Genomic DNA, 16443 nt, shown 5'->3' with positions numbered 1-16443 from the left:
GCCTCAGTCGAGCAGCTTCTTCTGCACCTTGCCCATCGCGTTGCGCGGGAGCGCGTCGACGAAGCGAACCTCCCGTGGGCGCTTGTGGGCCGAAAGCTGTTCGCCCACATAGGCGGTGAGCTCGACGCCGAGCGCGTCGGAACTCCCGTCGCGCGCGACGACGAAGGCCACGATCCGCTGCCCGAGGTCGTCGTCGGGCAGCCCGACCACGGCAACCTCGACGACCGCCGGATGCCCGAGCAGCGCGGTCTCGATCTCCCCCGCGCCGATGCGGTAACCACCGGATTTGATGAGGTCGATCGACTCGCGCCCGACGATGCGATGGAACCCGTCGCCATCGATGACGGCCACATCGCCGGTGCGGAACCACCCGTCCTCGGTCCAGTCCCGCGCGGTGGCCTCCGGCCGGTTCAGATACCCGCCGAACAGCATCGGTCCGCGCACCTGCAGGCCGCCGATGCTCGCGCCGTCGTGCGGAACGGGCTCGCCCGCTTCGTCGCGCAGCCTGGTCTGCACCCCGCGCACCGGCGTGCCGACCCAGCCGGGCCTGCGCTCGCCGTCGGCCCGGGTGGACAGCGTGATCATGGTTTCGCTCATCCCGTACCGCTCCACCGGCGCCTGCCCGGTGAGCTCGGCGAGCTTCTCGAACACCGGCACCGGCAGCGGCGCGCTGCCCGAGACGAGCAGCCGCGCCCTACTCAGCTCCTTGGCCAGTTCGGGCCGCTCGACCACGCGTGACCACACCGTCGGCACCCCGAAATACAGACTGCCGCCCGCGGCCGCGTAGGCCTCCGGCGTCGGCTTGCCGGTGTGGATCACCGGACTGCCGACCCGCAGCGGCCCGAGCAGCCCGAGGATCAGCCCGTGCACGTGGAACAGCGGAAGCCCGTGCACCAGTGTGTCTTTCCATGTCCACGCCCACGCCTCGGCCAGCGCGTCGAGCCCGGCGGCGATCGCGCCGCGGCTGAGCATCACGCCCTTGGGCGCACCGGTGGTTCCCGAGGTGTAGAGGATGAAGGCGATCGCGGCCGGATCCGGTTCGGGATAGGTGTGCCAGGACCGTGCGTGCAGCCGCACCGGTACCACCGGCAGGTCCGTGCCCTCCGGCGCCGGGCCGAGCCAGGCCTGCGCACCCGAATCGCGCAGGATGTGCTCGCGTTCGGCGGCGCCCGAGTCCGGCGGTACCGGAACCACGGTCACCCCCGCGATCAGGCAGCCGACCACGGCGATCACGGTTCGCAGAGTGGGTTCGGCCAGCACCGCGACCCGGTCGGCGCGAGCGATGCGTTCCGCCACCGATGTTGCCGAACCCAGCAGATCGCTGCGCGAGACGGTGGCATCATCGATGGTGACGGCGTCGGGAATGTCATCCCCGGCGGCGACGGCGGCCGGATTCAGCGAGGCGAGCAGCAGCGGCGGACCATAGGGCATCCGTCAACGCTAACGTGACGCGATTCGGTGGGTGCCGCCGCCGTCGTTGACACTCCGACACCGTGGTGAGACATTAAATGCATAAGTCTCTCACGCTCTCTTCGACGAAAACGGGGTCAATGATGACCATCCTGTCGCGCTCGCGTTCGCAGCGGTCCGAACCGGCGCCCTTCGACATCCGCGACTACGTCAACGGTTCCGCGGCCTTCTACGGCGCGACCGCCAATGTGATCATGCAGCTCAGCCTGGCCCCCGTCGGCTACGGCGTCGCCGAATCGACGGTGCACAGCGGCAGCATCATGAAGCACCCGGTGAAGCGCACCCGAACCACGCTCACCTACCTGTCGGTGGCGCTGATGGGCACCGACGCGGACCGCGAGGCCTTCCGCACCGCCATCAACGGCGCGCACCGCCACGTCCACTCCACCGCCGACAGCCCCGTGAAGTACAACGCCTTCGACAAGAACTTGCAGCTGTGGGTGGCCGCGTGCCTGTACTGGGGCTCGGTCGACGTGATGCGTCGCCTCTACGGCCCCGTCGACGACGCCGTCGCCGACACCTTCTACGACTACGCCCACTACCTCGGCACCACCCTCCAGGTGCCCCGCGAGATGTGGCCCGCCGATCGCGCCGCGTTCGATGCCTACTGGTCCGAGCATCTGAAGCTCACCAGCATCGACACCACGATCAAGGCCTACTTCGACGACCTGCTCGACCTGAAGATGGTGAGCCCGCCCCTGCGCCTGCCCTTCGCCCGCTTCCACCGCTGGTTCACCACCGGCCTACTCCCCCAACACCTCCGAGACGAACTCGGCCTGTCGTGGAGCCCCGCCGACGAGCGCAAACTCAACCGCCTGATGCGCACCACCGGCACGGTGACGGGCCGCCTGCCACGTCCCCTGCGCAACTTCCCCTTCAACGTCGCCCTCGTCGACATGCGCCGCCGCAACCGGCGCGGCAAGCCGCTGATCTGATCGGCATTGCCGCGCGCCTCCCACGCCGACCTGCGGCGTTCGGGTTTCATTCCCCACGATCGCAACGCGTCGCGCGGAATCGGAGGACGTTCGTGAGCATTCGGACAGTGACATGGTGTGCGGCGGCGGTCGCCGTCGGCCTCATGGCGGCCGCGCCCGCCGCCCACGCCGACGAGGACCCGGCGACGGTGCCGCCGCGAACCGCCATGTCGTTGCGGATGCCGGGCGGATTCGCCTGGGGCACCGCCAACGAGCACGAATCGCGGGCGGCGCTGTCGATGTCGAAGCTCTACATCGCCGATTACGCGCTGCGCCACGGCGACGGTTCGCCGCAGGACCGCGCGCTGTCGGAACGGATGATCCGTGACTCCGACGACGGCGCCGCCACCCAACTCGCCGGCAAATATCCGCAAGCGATCGAAGCGACCGCGGGCGAATACGGATTGCGCGGGACGCACGGCACCGCCGACTGGGGCCGGTCGAGCACCAGCACCGCCGACATCACCGACTTCCTGGCCGCCAAGCAGCGCACCGACCCGGGTTCGCCGATCTTCGAGTGGATGGCGGGCGCGAGCAACACCGCCGCCGACGGCACTCCCCAGAACTGGGGCACCGCCCAGCTGCCCGGCGTACACGGCAGCAAGTGGGGATGGTCGGATGTGGGCGCCCCCGAGGTGGCTTCCGCATCCTTCGGGCCCAGCTTCTCGGTCGCCGCGCACACCTACGGCACCCCGGCCGACCAGTCCGCCGATGTGCTCGACGCCCTGCCCGCGCTGATCCTTCGCCTGGCCGGGGCGTACTGACAGCAGTTCATGGTGCGACAGCACCGCCGGCATCAGAACGGGGCTTGCTGCCACCAGTCGTCGCGGGTCTCCTCGAAGGTGTGGCCCGGCCACGACACCTCCACCACCGAGTTCGCGCTGAAGACGTTGCCGCGCTCCCTCGCCGCGAGAGTGAACGGTGCGGCGGAGTCGCGTGGCCGGTAGGCGGCGAGGCTGGTGTGATGCAGTTCGCGCGTGAGGTCCTCGGTGGTGTGCCGCAGCAGGTAGGCATCGGCGTCGGCGGCGGAGGGGTACTCGGTGTACCACGCGATGAGACCGTCGGCGTCCGTGCAGGTGATCTGCTGGAGCGGCGCCGGGTCGCCCGGCAGCACAACCAGCGACGGAGTCGCCGAACAGTTCGCCTCCCGCCAGCCGCGCCCGGCGGGTCCCGACGGGATCAAGTCGGTGAATCCCGAGGCCACCGACGCGTGCGCACCCCAGGTGGGCGGCGGCGGAACTCGATTCGGGCGCACGAACTTCCAATAGATCGCACCGACGCCGATCACCCCGACCCCGGCGACCATCGCCAGCACGAGCAGACTCACCGCGAGTACGCGCCACCGCGAGGAAACCGCCCGCTGTGGCCGCGCACGGTCGACCTGCGCCCCGCCGCGATCTACGGCCTGCTGCGGCACGGAGGCAAACGGTGAACTCACCAGAGTCGGGTTCAGCGAATTCGCCGCAGGATCCGCAGACCACACTTCCCGACCGGAAGGGCGAGGCGCTTGCGACGGCCCGAAACTGCCGACACCCGGCGACACGAGATCGGTGCGGACCAGCGCCGCCGTCGCCGCCTGCGCGAATTCCACACAGCTGCCGAATCTTTCGGCAGGTTCCTTCGCCATGACCCGCGCGATGACCGCGTCGATTCCGGGCGGCAGGTCGTCGATCATCGCGGACGCGCGCGGCACCGGCTTGGTGAGGTGGGCGGCGACCACCGCCCCGGGATTGTCCGCGGGAAAGGGGCTTTGGCCGGTGAGCAGGGTGAACAGAGTGCAGCCGAGCGAGTACTGGTCGCAGCGGTGGTCCACCGGGGCGCCCGAGAGTTGTTCGGGCGACGCGTAGGCGAGGGTGGCGAGAAAGGCTCCGGTGCGGGTGAGCTGGCGGGCGTCGCCGCGCAGCCGGGCGATACCGAAATCGGTGAGCAGGACACGGTCGCCGGAGCGGCTGGGGGCCAGCAAGATGTTGGCGGGCTTCACATCTCGGTGCAGCACACCGCGATCATGGGCGTAGTCCAGTGCCTCGGCGGTCTGCGCGATGATCCCGATCGCCCGCGCCGGATCAAGCGGCTCGCCGCGGAACACCGAGGCGTCGCGGCCGTCGACGTACTGCATGGAGATCCACATCAGGCCGTCTTCGACGCCACGGTCGAGCACCGAGACGATGCCGGGATGATCGAGATGGGCGGACACGTCCGCCTCCCGCTCGAACCGCCCACGGACCTCGTCGTCGGAATACAGTTCGCGATCGAGCAGTTTCAGCGCCACCTGCCGAGGCAGGCGCGGATGCGCCGCGAGGTACACGGTGCCCATTCCGCCCCGGCCCAGCAGCCGGTCGATCCGGTACCCCGCGAAGACCGTGCCCGCACTGAACTCCACCCCGCGCATTCCGCTGTGCCTCTCGATCTTGTGCAGGACAGCTACCGCCCCTGTGCTCCACACGATATCGGCCGCCGGGGACAGCGCGAACCGCTGGGCGCGATCTACCCAGCGGTTCGTGCGGAGACGGTGTTCAGGACAGGCGTGCGGCCGCTTCGGCGATGCGTTCGTCGGTGGCGGTGAGGGCGATACGCACGTGCTCGGGCGAACGGGGACCGTAGAAATCGCCGGGAGCGGCGAGGATTCCGCGTTCGGCGAGCCAGTCCAGGGTGACGCGGCAGGGCTCGCCGCGGGTAACCCACAGGTACAGACCAGCTTCGGAGAAGTCGATGCGGAAACCCGCCTGCGTCAAAGCTTTTCGCAGGATCTCGCGACGGGCGCGGTAACGCTCACGCTGCTCGGCCTCGTGCACGTCGTCGCTGAGCGCGGCGGTCATCGCGGCCTGGATCGGGAACGGCATGATCATGCCGGAGTGCTTGCGCACCTCGAGCAGTTCGGCCACCAGTTCCGGGTCGCCGGCGAGGAAACCGGCACGGTAGCTGGCCAGATTCGAGGTCTTCGACAGGGAATGGATGGCCAGCAGACCGGTGTGGTCACCATCGCACACGCGCGGGTCGAGGATCGAGACGGCCTCGCCCTCCCAGGTCAGGCCCAGGTAGCACTCGTCGGACGCGACGATCGCGCCGCGCTCGCGCGCGAACGCCACCACCTTGCGCAGGTGCTCGACGGGCAGCACCTTGCCAGTGGGGTTCGAGGGCGAGTTCACGAAGATCAGCGCCGGATTCTGCGGGCCGACCTGAGTGAGACCGTCTGCGCGCCAAGGCTTCGCGCCCGCCAGCAGCGCGCCGACCTCATAGGTCGGATAGGCGATCTCGGGGATCACCACCAGATCGTCGGCGCCGATACCGAGCAGTCGCGGCAGCCCGGCGATGAGCTCTTTCGTGCCGAGCACCGGCAGCACCGCCGCCGGGTCGACGCCGGTGACGCCGAACCGGCGCGCCAACGCGGCGACAGCGGCGGAGCGCAGCTCAGGGGTGCCGTGCGTGGTCGGATAGCCGGGAACGGCCGCCACCGAGCCCAGGGCCGCGCGGATCAGCGGATCGACCGGGTCCACCGGTGTACCCACGGACAGATCGACGAGGCCACCGGGGTGGGTGGCCGCCTTCTGCTTGACCGCCGCGATGGTGTCCCAGGGAAAATCGGGCAGCAGGCCGCTCACCCGGCCCTTCCGGCTCTGGGTGGGCACCCCTGCGCTCACTCTTCGGCCATCGGGGGCAGCGCCTTGATGAAGGCGGGGTCGAAATCGACCACACCGACCTTGGTCGCGCCACCGGGGGATCCCAGCTCGTTGAAGAAGTCGACGTTGGCGTTGATGTAACCGCTCCACTGATCCGGAGTGTCGTCCTCGTAGAAGATCGCCTCCACGGGGCAGACCGGCTCACACGCACCACAGTCCACGCACTCGTCGGGTTGGATGTAGAGCATGCGACCACCCTCGTAGATGCAATCCACGGGGCATTCCTCGATGCACGCCTTGTCCTTCACGTCAACGCACGGTTCAGCGATGATGTACGGCACTGCCGTTCTCCTAGTCTGTCCTCACCTGCGGGGTTACTCCGCCCACGAAACACTATCCCGACCGCCCACATTACTCCCAGGTCAGCCTGCCCTAACTCACACTGACAATCATCCGATAGCCAATGGCAACGGTGCCGGTTTGGCCTCGACCACTCCGTAGGTGGTGGTGCGTTCGCGGACCGGACGGTCGATGCCCGCCGCGATCTCGGTGAGCTCGGCGACGGTTTTCGCCGAACCGTGCTGGGAACCGGCCATCCGGGAGATGGTCTCCTCCATCAGCGTGCCACCCAGATCGTTGGCGCCACCGGTGAGCATGGCCTGGGTACCGAGGGTACCCAGTTTCACCCAGCTGGTCTGGATGTTGTGGATGCGGCCGTGCAGCATGATCCGGGCCAGCGCGTGGACCGCGCGGTTGTCGCGGTTGGTGGGGCCGGGCCGGGCCGCGCCTGCGAGGTAGAGCGGTGCGCTCTGGTGGACGAACGGGAGCGGGACGAACTCGGTGAAGCCGCCCGTCTCGTCCTGGATGCCGCGCAGCACCCGCAGGTGGCCCACCCAGTGCTTCGGGTTGTCCACATGTCCGTACATCATCGTCGAACTCGACGGGATGCCCAGCTTGTGCGCGGTGGTGATGACCTCGATCCAGGCCGAGGTGGGGAGTTTGCCCTTGGTGAGCACCCAGCGGACCTCGTCGTCGAGGATTTCGGCGGCCGTTCCGGGGATCGAGCCCAATCCGGCTTCCTTCAGCGCCGACAGCCAGTCGTGGATGCTCTGGCCACCACGCGAGGCGCCGTTGACGATCTCCATCGGGCTGAACGCGTGGACGTGCATCGACGGCACCCGCGCCTTGATCGCGCGGACCAGGTCGGCGTAGCCCGTGACCGGGAGTTCGGGGTCGATACCGCCCTGCATGCAGATCTCGGTGGCGCCGTCGACGTGGGCCTCCCACGCGCGGTCGGCGACCTCGTCGGTGCTGAGGGTGAAGGCGTCCGCGTCGCCCTTGCGCTGGGCGAAGGCGCAGAAGCGGCAGCCGGTGTAGCAGATATTGGTGAAGTTGATATTGCGGTTCACCACGTAGGTGACCTCGTTGCCGGAGACCTCGCGTCGCAACGAGTCGGCCAGTGCGGCAACAGCTTCCATGTTCGCGCCGTCGGCGGTGGCCAAGGCCAGGTACTGATCGTCGGTGAGACCCGCCGGGTCCTTCTCGGCGGCGCGCAGGGCGTCGAGCACCTCGGAATCGAGCCGCTCGGGCGCGACGACGGCCAGGTCGCGGGCGTGTTCGCGAATCGTCTCCCAGTCGCCGAACGCGCCGACGACTTCCTGACCGAGCCCGGAATCGCTGCGGCTGTCGGTATTGCGTCCCTCGGTGTCGATGGCGGTGTTCAGGTCGACGCGGCCGACCGAATCCCATGACTCGTCGGGTTCCTGCCACGGCAGGCCGACCGGCACGGCCTCGGGCCTGGCCAGGCCCGTCGCGGGGTCGGTGAGCGCGTCGACGTGCGCGCCGATCCGGGGATCGATCCACGGATGGCCCGCGCGAACGTATTTCGGGTGCGCGGAGGTGCGCTCGACGAGGGTGAACCCGGCCGCCTCGGTGATCTCGCGCAGGGTGTCCAGATTCGGCCACGGGCGTTCGGGGTTGACGTGGTCGACCGTCACCGGCGACACCCCACCCCAATCGTCGATGCCGGCGTCGATCAGCGCCCGGCAATCACTGTGCGACACCAGGTTCGGCGGGGCTTGCACCGGGACATCGGGGCCCAGCAGCAATCTCGTCACCGCGACGGTCGCCAGGAACTCCGCCACGCCGGCATCGGGAACATCGCGCATGGCGGTGTCGTCCTTGGCGCGGAAGTTCTGCACGATCACTTCCTGGATGTGCCCGAACTCCCTGTGCTGCTTGCGGATCGCCATGATCGACTCGGCGCGTTCGGTGAGATTCTCGCCGATGCCCACCAGGATGCCGGTGGTGTAGGGCACCGAGAGCCTGCCCGCGTCGGTGATCGAGCGCAGCCGGACCGCCGGATCCTTGTCGGGGCTGCCGTAGTGGCATTCGCCCTTGTCGGTGAACAGCCTGGTGGCGGTGGTTTCGAGCATCATGCCCATGGACTGGGCGACAGGCTTGAGGCGGGAGATCTCGTTCCAGCTCATCACGCCGGGGTTCAGATGCGGCAGCAGGCCGGTCTCCTCCAGCACGAGGATGGAGACGGCGCGCAGATAGTCGAGGGTGGAGTCGTAGCCGCGCTCGTCGAGCCACTGCGCGGCCTCCGGCCAGCGGTCCTCCGGCCGGTCGCCCAGGGTGAACAGCGCTTCCTTGCACCCCAGGGCGGCACCCTGACGGGCGATCTCGAGCACCTCGTCGGGTTCGAGGAACATGCCCTTGCCCTCGGCGCGCAGCTTGCCGGGCACGGTGACGAACGTGCAGTAATGGCACTTGTCCCGGCACAGCTTGGTGAGCGGGATGAACACATTGCGCGAATAGCTGATCGTGCGTGGGCGGCCCGCCGATTCCAGGCCCGCGTCGCGGACTCTGGCGGCGCTGGCGCACAGATCGGCGCGGTCGTCGCCGGTGGCATGCAGCAGGACGGTGGCCTCGTCGACGTTCAACGTGACGCCGTCGCGGGCTCGGCGCAGGGCCCGTCGCATCGCGGCGGGACTCGGCGGCGACATCGGAACGCTCGGCTTCGGAAGATCGGTCACCCCGTCGATCATGCGCTACTTCTTCCCCGGACGTGTGGTCGGTGAGGTCACGGGCCCACGGCGGGCGCGGCGTGGTCGTCCTTGTCCGACGACAACCTCCACCGTGACCACGCGTATTCCCGACGGGGTGAAACCGTCGCACGCGCATGGAACCATGGGCAGCATGTCACTGCCGCGTTCCACCATCCTGGCCGAACCGGCCTGGCGTCCGAGTGCCAAGGCCAAGCTGCTGTGGGCATTGGAGAACACGATCGGCGTGGTGGTGTTGTTCATCGCGCTCGGGGTGTGGGCGGTGCTCGACGGGGACCGTCGCGGCTGGCAGGTGCTCGCCGGGCTGGCGCTCGTGATGCTGGCGGTGCTCGCCGTCGTGGTGATCCCGGTGTGGCGCTACGCGGTGCATCGGTGGGAGGTGACCGATGAGGCCGTGTACACGCGGGTGGGGTGGCTGGATCAGGAGTCACGGGTCGCGCCGATCTCGCGGGTGCAGACCGTGGACACCGAGCGTGGTCCGCTGGAACGGATCCTGGGGCTGGCGACGGTCACCGTGACCACCGCGTCGTCGGCCGGAGCGGTGAAGATCAGTGCGCTCGACCTGCCGGTGGCCGAGGAGACGGTGCTGCGGCTGACCGCGATCGCCGCGCAGCACCGCGGGGACGCGACGTGATCCAGCCTATCGAATGGCAGCGCCTCGACCCGCGCATGCTGCTGGTGTATCCGGTCAACGAGATCATGAAATACATTCCGGTGCTGCTCGGTTCGATCATCGTCGGCACGACCAGCGGCAATCCGCTGTGGAGTCTCATCCCGGTGGTGCTGGTCGCGGCGTTCGGTATCGCGCGCTGGTTCACCACGTCGTATCGGATCGACGCCGATCACGTGCAGCTGCGCAGTGGAATCGTGGCGCGCCGGACCTTGTCGGTGCCGAGGCCGCGCATCCGGTCGGTGGATGTGGAAGCCGATCTGCTGCACCGGGTGCTGGGGCTGGCGGTGCTGGCGATCGGCACCGGGAAGCAGACCGACAAGGGCGAGGAGTTCAAGCTCGACGCGCTCGATACGAGTCAGATCCCGGCGCTGCGGGCCGAATTGCTCTCCCACACCGGCCAACACGCGCCCGATCACGTCGACGCGGCCGGAGCGCCCCATGTTTCGCGCCCTGACGCGCTTGCCGAGTCCGGGGTGGAGATCGGGCACTGGAGGGCGGCGTGGGTGCGCTACGCGCCGCTGTCGCTGACCGGACTGGCTGTCGTCGCGCCGATCGCGGGGCTCGGCGCGCAGTACGGGGTGATCGACGTGCTGTCGGAAAGCGCTGTCGTGCAGCACCTCGACGACGACACCGCGGCGATCGTCACGATCACCATCGCGGGGTTGACCGTGCTGACGTTGGCGCTGGTGAGCCTCGCCGCGTGCGGCCAGTACCTCGCCACCTGGTTCGGCCTGCGCGTGCTCGACAACGGCACCACCCTGCACCTGCGCCACGGACTGTTCACCACCCGCCAGATCACCCTCGACCTCGCCCGCTTCCGTGGCGCCACCCTCAACGAACCGCTCCTGCTGCGCGCCGCCCGCGCCGCCCAGCTGGAAATGATCATGACCGGCGAGAACCCTCGCCAGAAGATCCTTCCCCAGGCGCCCCGCGTCGCCGTCGAACGCACCCTCGACGAACTACTCCGCAGCCGTCGCGGCCCGCAGGCGAAAGCATCGGCCGATTCGGCCGCGCCACAACCGATCACCGGTTCCGCCCTGGGCACCGTCGACCTGCGCAGACACGGACCCGCCGCCCGCCGTCGCCGCTACACCCGCGCCGCGTGGCCCGTCGGGATCGTTGTCGTCGCCATGCTCGCCGTCGTGCTCACGGGTGGTCATCTGGCACCGTGGGCCTGGACCTTCCCGGTGGTCTTCGCCGTCGTCATGGCCCTGCTCGCCGAGGACCGCTATCGCGGCCTCGGCCACCGCGTGCTCCCCGGCACCACCGGCCCGACCTGGCTGATCACCCGCCGCGGCAGCCTCGACCGCAATCGGGACTGCCTCGAAGCTCCCGGCATCATCGGGTGGACTGTGCGGCAGACCTTCTGGCAGCGCCGCGCCGGACTCGCCACCGTCGTCGCGGCCACCGCCGCGGGCAAGAAGGCCTATCTGGTGGTCGACATCCCGATCGCTGCGGCCGCGGCGCTGATCGAAGAAGTGACCCCGGGCGGACTCGGCACACGCTGAAAGGTCCGGCAAGACCCGCCGAGCCCGATAGCGACGCGGGCGACAGCGACGCGGCGTAGCGTTCGATTCGATCGCCGTGCCGCTGACGCTAGGGGTGATTCGTGCATTTCACCGAGGTTATCGAGAACGCGGGCAAAGTGCTGGACGCCGCGGGCGTCGCGGCTATCGTCATCGGCGCGCTCGTCGGCACGGTCCGCTTCCTGCGACAGCTGGCCGGGCACGAGGAGTTCGAGCTCGCCTACGGCACCTATCGGCGCGGGCTGGGCCGGGCGATCCTGCTCGGCCTGGAATTCCTGGTGGCGGCCGACATCATCCGCACGGTGGCCATCGCGCCGACGTTCACCAGTGTGGGCGTGCTGGCCTTGATCGTGCTGGTGCGGACGTTCCTGAGCTACTCGCTCGAACTCGAGCTGACCGGGCGGTGGCCGTGGCAGAAGACGAAAGCTACCGGCTGACGTTCGACCGGTAGTACAGGTACCCCGCGGGCGCGAGCACACCGCAGGCGAACAGCAACAGGGTGCGGCCGTCGCTGCCGAGCATGATGTCACCGCCGGGGCCACGCGAGGCGCAGACCAGGAACCCGAACACCCACACCACGATCGGGGCGAAAGTGAAGCCGATTCGGTCGGTCACCGATTCCATGCCGTAGACCAGCGCGATGTTGATGGGTGCGGCGAACAGCGCCACCACCGGAAACGCCAGCGAGCCGATGTACAGCGGCAGGAACAGCACTTCGACGGCCAGGGTGATCAGCGCGTCGACCAGCAGCAGCACGACGATGAGCCCCGAGATCAGCGGATCCGCCACGCCGGAGATGCGTGCGGACCGCAGCACGGCGGTGGGCTGATCGCGATCGGTCACCATGCGCGTGAGTCTATTCGGCCGAAGCGGTCTGCTGTGCCGCCCGCGCCCGGGAGAACCGCCAGCCGATCAGCAGCGCGGGCCCGATCACCAGCAGGCTCGCCACCGTCCAGGTCCCGACCGGGCGGTCGATCGCCATCAGGACCAGCACCGTGCACAGGAAGGCCAGCGTGGCCCAGCCGGTGTACGGCGCGCCCATCATCCGGAACGCGGGCCGCTCGAGCTGCCCCCGCTTCCACAGGTGCCACATCCGCAACTGACAGAGCACGATGGTGGCCCACGACGCCAGGATGCCCAGCGAGGCCACATTCAAGACGATCTCGAAGGCCTGATCCGGAACGAACCCGTTGAGCACCACCCCGAGCAGCGCGATGCCGAAGGTGAGCAGGATCCCGCCGTAGGGCACGCCGTGACTGCTCATCACCGAGGTGAACCGAGGGGCGCTACCGCGCATCGACATCGAACGCAGAATGCGCCCGGTCGAATACAGGCCGGCGTTGAGACTGGAGAACGCCGCGGTGAGCACGACGATATTCATCAGCGAGCCGATGCCGGGCACGCCGAGCGCGGCGAAGAACGTGACGAACGGGCTCTCCCCCGCGTGATAGGACGTGTACGGCAGCAAGAGTCCGAGCAGCAGCAGCGATCCGACGTAGAACACCGCGATCCGCAGGATCACCGAGTTGATCGCCCGCGGCATCAGCTTCTCGGGATCCTTGGTCTCCCCCGCCGCCGTACCGACCAATTCGACGGCGGCATAGGCGAAGATCACGCCCGAGGTGACCAGCACCAGCGGCAGGATGCCGGTCGGGAACATGCCACCGTGCTCGGAGATCATCGACGGGCCGGTCTGTTCGCCACGAATGGTGAAGCGCCCCAGCAGGAACACCGTGCCGATCACCAGGAAGGCACACAGCGCGGTCACCTTCACCAGCGCGGCCCAGAACTCCAGCTCACCGAATGCCTTGACGCTCACCAGGTTCACGATCAGCACGATCACCAAGGCGATCAGCGCCAGCACCCACTGCGGTACCGAGGTCATCGGCTGCCAGTAGTGGAAGTACAGCGCGATGGCCGTGGAGTCGGCGATGCCGGTCATCGACCAGTTCAGGAAATACATCCAGCCCGCGACGAAAGCGGCTTTCTCCCCGAGGAATTCGCGTGCGTAGGAGACGAACGAACCGGAGGTGGGGCGGTGCAGCACCAGCTCGCCCAGAGCGCGCAGGATGAAGAACACGAACACGCCGCAGACCGCGTAGACGACCCACAGCATGGGCCCCGCACTGGCCAGCCTGCCACCGGAACTCAGGAACAGGCCGGTGCCGATCGCGCCGCCGATCGCGATCATCATCAGCTGACGTCTGCCGAGGGACTTGTGATATCCGGCGTCCTCGGCGTCGAGATCCGGTCGATCACCCACAGCGGTCATGACACCCCACCCATCGTGTGAGAACACCCGAGAACGCGGACACCGGAACGGTACCGGCCCGCGCGCCGAGGCACGATGGCAACCCTGTGGCTAGCTACTCAATCGAGACCGGCGAACAGGTCGTGCTCGAACCCATCGTTGCCGAGCCGGCCGCGAGTACCGCGCACCAGCCTGAAATGCTCCTCCGGCAGCACCGGCAGCGCGATGTTGTTCGACAGAGCGAATTCCCGGCCACTCGGCGCGACAGTGACCTGGGTGGCGTGCGCGCGCATGGCGGCACGCTTGGCCGAGACCGCGTCGGAGACGTCGACCACGGTGGTCACCCCGCTCGTCGACATGGCGGCCAGTTCCGCCTCGACGGGCAGACGCCAGCCCGGGGGCAGTGCGCCGGGCAGTTCGTCGACGGTGCGGCGAGCCAGCGCGGCGGTGTGCTGGCGCAGCAGGTCGCCGTCGGTGACGGTCCAGTAGAACTTCGGGACGTCCCAGCCCTGTTCGGCAGCGGCCACGACCGCCGCGGTGGTGATCTCGTGCGCGCGAATGTGGTCGGGATGGCCGTAGCCGCCGCGCGGGTCGTAGGTGACGACGACCCGGGGTCGCAGTTCGAGAATCACCGCGACGAGCGCGTCGACGGCGGCGTCACCGGAATTCACGAAGGCCCGCGGGTTCGCCGCCGACGGCGTGCCCGCCATGCCGGAATCGCGCCACCGGCCGGGGCCGCCGAGGAACCACGGCTCGCCCGCGTCGAGGGCCGACAGCGCGGCGGTGAGTTCGCCGATGCGGTAGCCGCCGAGCTGGTCGGCTTCGGCGGCGATCAGGCGCGACCACCGTTCGCCGATGACCTCACCCTCCTCACCGAGCGTGCAGGTGACCACCGTCACCGGGACACCACGGCGGCGGTAGTGCGCGATAGTGCCGCCCGTGGTGAGGGTTTCGTCATCGGGGTGGGCGTGGACCAGGAGCAGGCCGCCGGTCTCGGTCATGGGATCCTCCGCCACTGTGCTGTATCACCGAAGATGCCGACCTGGATGGCACCCGACAGCGACACACCGTCGACGCGCGGACCGGCCGCCGCGACGACGTTGTCCTGCACGATCGGCAACACGGTCGCCAGTTCCCACAATCGTGGCTCGGATTCGGCCAGGATCCGCGGCACCTCGAACCCGCGAAGCGCTTCGTCGATCGAGGGTTGCAGAGTCGGATCGCACACACCGCCGATATTGCTGGGCGCCTTGCGGTACGCCTCGGCCGCGGCCAAGGCGGGACCTTCGGCGCCGGCCGGTTCGACGGGCGGACAGCCGTAGCGGGAGGCGAGCGCGGTGGCGGGGTCGCCGCCCGCGAGCTCCCAGCCGACGATGGCGTCGATCGAGGATTCGGTGAGGTCCTTGCCGTACAGCTCATCGGCGGCCAGGCCGCGAACGGTGGCATCGATACCGGCACTGCGCAATTGGTCGGCGGCGGTATTGGCGACGGCCAGCGCCGACGCGTCCTCGGTGACGGCGCCGATCCGCACCGACAGCCCCTTACCGTTGCGCGCCACCGAGCGCGGGCGCGGCGCGGGCGAGGTGGGCGAACCGGTCTGCTGTGCCTCCGGTGCGCGACCGAAGCCCGCCTCGGCCAGCAGTGCGAACGCTTCATCGGCGGTCATCCGCGGCGGCGCGGTGGGCACATAACCGGGACTCGACGGCGAAAGCACTTGTGCGCGTGCGGGTTCTACCCAACCACCGGTCTGCGCACCGACGGTCGCCAGCAGGGCGGGGTCGAGCAGCGCGAGCACGGCCTTGCGGACCCGGACATCGGCGAGATCGCCGGAACGGCCGTTGAGCGCGAGTTGCAGTTCGCGGGCCTGCGGCATGATCGTGGTCCGCACCGAGGGGATCGCGGCCAGTTGCGCCTGGGTCGCCACACCGCCGTGCACGAGCGCCATCTGCGCGTCGCCGGTGCGCAGCGATTCGGCCAGCTGCGAGGGTGTGCCGCCGCGACGGAACTGGATCTGATCCGGGGAGGCCGGGGTGCCCCAGAAGCGGTCGTTGCGTTCGAGCAGGATCTCGTCGCGTCCGCGATCGACCGATTTGATGGTGAAATTGCCGCCCGAGACCGGGATCTTGTCGACCAGCCCGCTGGTGAACCCACCCGGCGAGTCCTTCACCAGGTGCGAGGGCAGCAGATTCGAGAACAGTTCACGCCAGGCCGGGTAGGGCTGGGTCATGGTGACCGTCACCGTCTTGCCGCCACCCGAGGACGCCACATCGGAGATGAGCCGGTAGCCGGCCGGGTCCACCACACCGGGCTGGCTGATCATCTGCTGCCAGAGGAACCGGAAGTCCTCGGCGGCGATCGGGGCGCCATCGGACCAATTGGCCTGATTACGCAGGGTGTAGGTGATGGTGAACGGCTCCTGGGCCGTCACATCGGCCGACACGATCAGCGAGGTATCGGGCACCCAGTCGACCAGACCGGGATGCACGGGACTCGGCGCGGCGCGGAACGGGCTGGGCAGCACCATCGAACTCACCGCACTGGTCACCGGCGACTGATCCGAGCGCAGGTGCGGGTTGAACCCGATCCCGATGTCGTCGATCGCGACGACGACGGTGTTCTTGCCCGGCTTGGCCTGGGTGGTCTTGGGAGAGTCGGAGGACTCGATCGGCGGTGGCGGATTCGCCGTGCAACCGGCCACGACCGCCGTCGAGGCAATCATCGCCAGCACCATCGCGCGCCACCTTGCGCGCCGCCCCAGACTCACTCTGCGCACTCTACCCAACCCCGCTATCCACTGCCGGTCGCCCATTACAGGCCCACAAAACGGCGTCGGCCGGGTCCGTTTCCGGTACCCGGCCGACGCC

General features: G+C 68.8%; 14 protein-coding genes. 5 read left to right on the top strand and 9 right to left on the bottom strand.

Translation table 11 applies throughout. From position 1 onward, the window contains the following. Positions 1-3: 3 nt before the first annotated feature. Positions 4-1431 carry an acyl-CoA synthetase gene (locus ACWDXS_RS08475; protein WP_449963671.1) on the bottom strand — a complete coding sequence of 476 codons (1428 nt, stop codon included), beginning with the start codon at positions 1429-1431 and terminating at the stop codon, positions 4-6. A gap of 122 nt (positions 1432-1553) precedes the next feature. Between ACWDXS_RS08475 and ACWDXS_RS08470 the strand changes: the two genes are divergently transcribed. After that, positions 1554-2405 carry an oxygenase MpaB family protein gene (locus tag ACWDXS_RS08470; RefSeq protein WP_378993344.1) on the top strand — a complete coding sequence of 284 codons (852 nt, stop codon included), beginning with the start codon at positions 1554-1556 and terminating at the stop codon, positions 2403-2405. Between the two features lie 92 nt (positions 2406-2497). After that, positions 2498-3208 carry a serine hydrolase gene (locus tag ACWDXS_RS08465; RefSeq protein ID WP_378993342.1) on the top strand — a complete coding sequence of 237 codons (711 nt, stop codon included), beginning with the start codon at positions 2498-2500 and terminating at the stop codon, positions 3206-3208. Between the two features lie 32 nt (positions 3209-3240). Here the strand turns inward: ACWDXS_RS08465 and ACWDXS_RS08460 are convergent, their stop codons facing one another. From ACWDXS_RS08460 to ACWDXS_RS08445, 4 genes are all read right to left on the bottom strand, one after another. Further along, complete coding sequence (locus ACWDXS_RS08460; protein ID WP_449963666.1) at positions 3241-4833, bottom strand: serine/threonine-protein kinase; 1593 nt, start codon at positions 4831-4833, stop codon at positions 3241-3243. Positions 4834-4957: 124 nt separating this feature from the next. Then, the gene (gene dapC, locus ACWDXS_RS08455) at positions 4958-6043 is read right to left on the bottom strand and encodes a succinyldiaminopimelate transaminase (protein ID WP_378993563.1); all 1086 of its coding nucleotides are present in this window, start codon (positions 6041-6043) and stop codon (positions 4958-4960) included. 35 nt (positions 6044-6078) lie between these two features. Then, entirely contained in the window at positions 6079-6402 is a 324-nt protein-coding gene (gene fdxA, locus ACWDXS_RS08450) for a ferredoxin (RefSeq protein ID WP_056813450.1), read from the bottom strand. A 108-nt stretch (positions 6403-6510) separates the two neighbouring features. Beyond that, the gene (locus tag ACWDXS_RS08445) at positions 6511-9111 is read right to left on the bottom strand and encodes a bifunctional FO biosynthesis protein CofGH (protein ID WP_449963662.1); all 2601 of its coding nucleotides are present in this window, start codon (positions 9109-9111) and stop codon (positions 6511-6513) included. Between the two features lie 151 nt (positions 9112-9262). On the opposite strand from ACWDXS_RS08445, the gene ACWDXS_RS08440 reads away from it, so the two are divergent. From ACWDXS_RS08440 to ACWDXS_RS08430, 3 genes are all read left to right on the top strand, one after another. Beyond that, a complete protein-coding gene (locus ACWDXS_RS08440) occupies positions 9263-9763 on the top strand; it encodes a PH domain-containing protein (RefSeq protein ID WP_387447487.1) in 501 nt (166 codons plus the stop codon). 35 nt (positions 9764-9798) lie between these two features. Continuing rightward, on the top strand, positions 9799-11310 hold the full coding sequence (locus tag ACWDXS_RS08435; protein WP_449964716.1) for a PH domain-containing protein: 1512 nt from the start codon (positions 9799-9801) through the stop codon (positions 11308-11310). Between the two features lie 101 nt (positions 11311-11411). After that, positions 11412-11765, top strand: a complete 354-nt coding sequence (locus ACWDXS_RS08430) for a DUF1622 domain-containing protein (RefSeq protein ID WP_378993335.1) — start codon at positions 11412-11414, stop codon at positions 11763-11765. Here the strand turns inward: ACWDXS_RS08430 and ACWDXS_RS08425 are convergent. From ACWDXS_RS08425 to ACWDXS_RS08410, 4 genes are all read right to left on the bottom strand, one after another. Then, positions 11755-12174, bottom strand: coding sequence for a hypothetical protein (locus ACWDXS_RS08425; protein ID WP_378993334.1), 420 nt, complete (start codon positions 12172-12174; stop codon positions 11755-11757). The two genes, ACWDXS_RS08430 and ACWDXS_RS08425, sit on opposite strands and share 11 nt — an antisense overlap. A 10-nt stretch (positions 12175-12184) precedes the next feature. Further along, the gene (locus ACWDXS_RS08420; RefSeq protein ID WP_378993333.1) at positions 12185-13600 is read right to left on the bottom strand and encodes an amino acid permease; all 1416 of its coding nucleotides are present in this window, start codon (positions 13598-13600) and stop codon (positions 12185-12187) included. Positions 13601-13698: 98 nt separating this feature from the next. Next, complete coding sequence (gene mshB / locus ACWDXS_RS08415) at positions 13699-14580, bottom strand: N-acetyl-1-D-myo-inositol-2-amino-2-deoxy-alpha-D-glucopyranoside deacetylase (RefSeq protein ID WP_449963655.1); 882 nt, start codon at positions 14578-14580, stop codon at positions 13699-13701. Next, entirely contained in the window at positions 14577-16310 is a 1734-nt protein-coding gene (locus ACWDXS_RS08410) for an ABC transporter family substrate-binding protein (RefSeq protein WP_378638427.1), read from the bottom strand. The genes mshB and ACWDXS_RS08410 overlap by 4 nt, the downstream gene beginning before the upstream one ends. Positions 16311-16443 lie beyond the last annotated feature (133 nt).

The organism is Nocardia sp. NPDC003183 (assembly GCF_053590715.1).
This window is presented reverse-complemented; position numbering and strand designations above follow the sequence as displayed.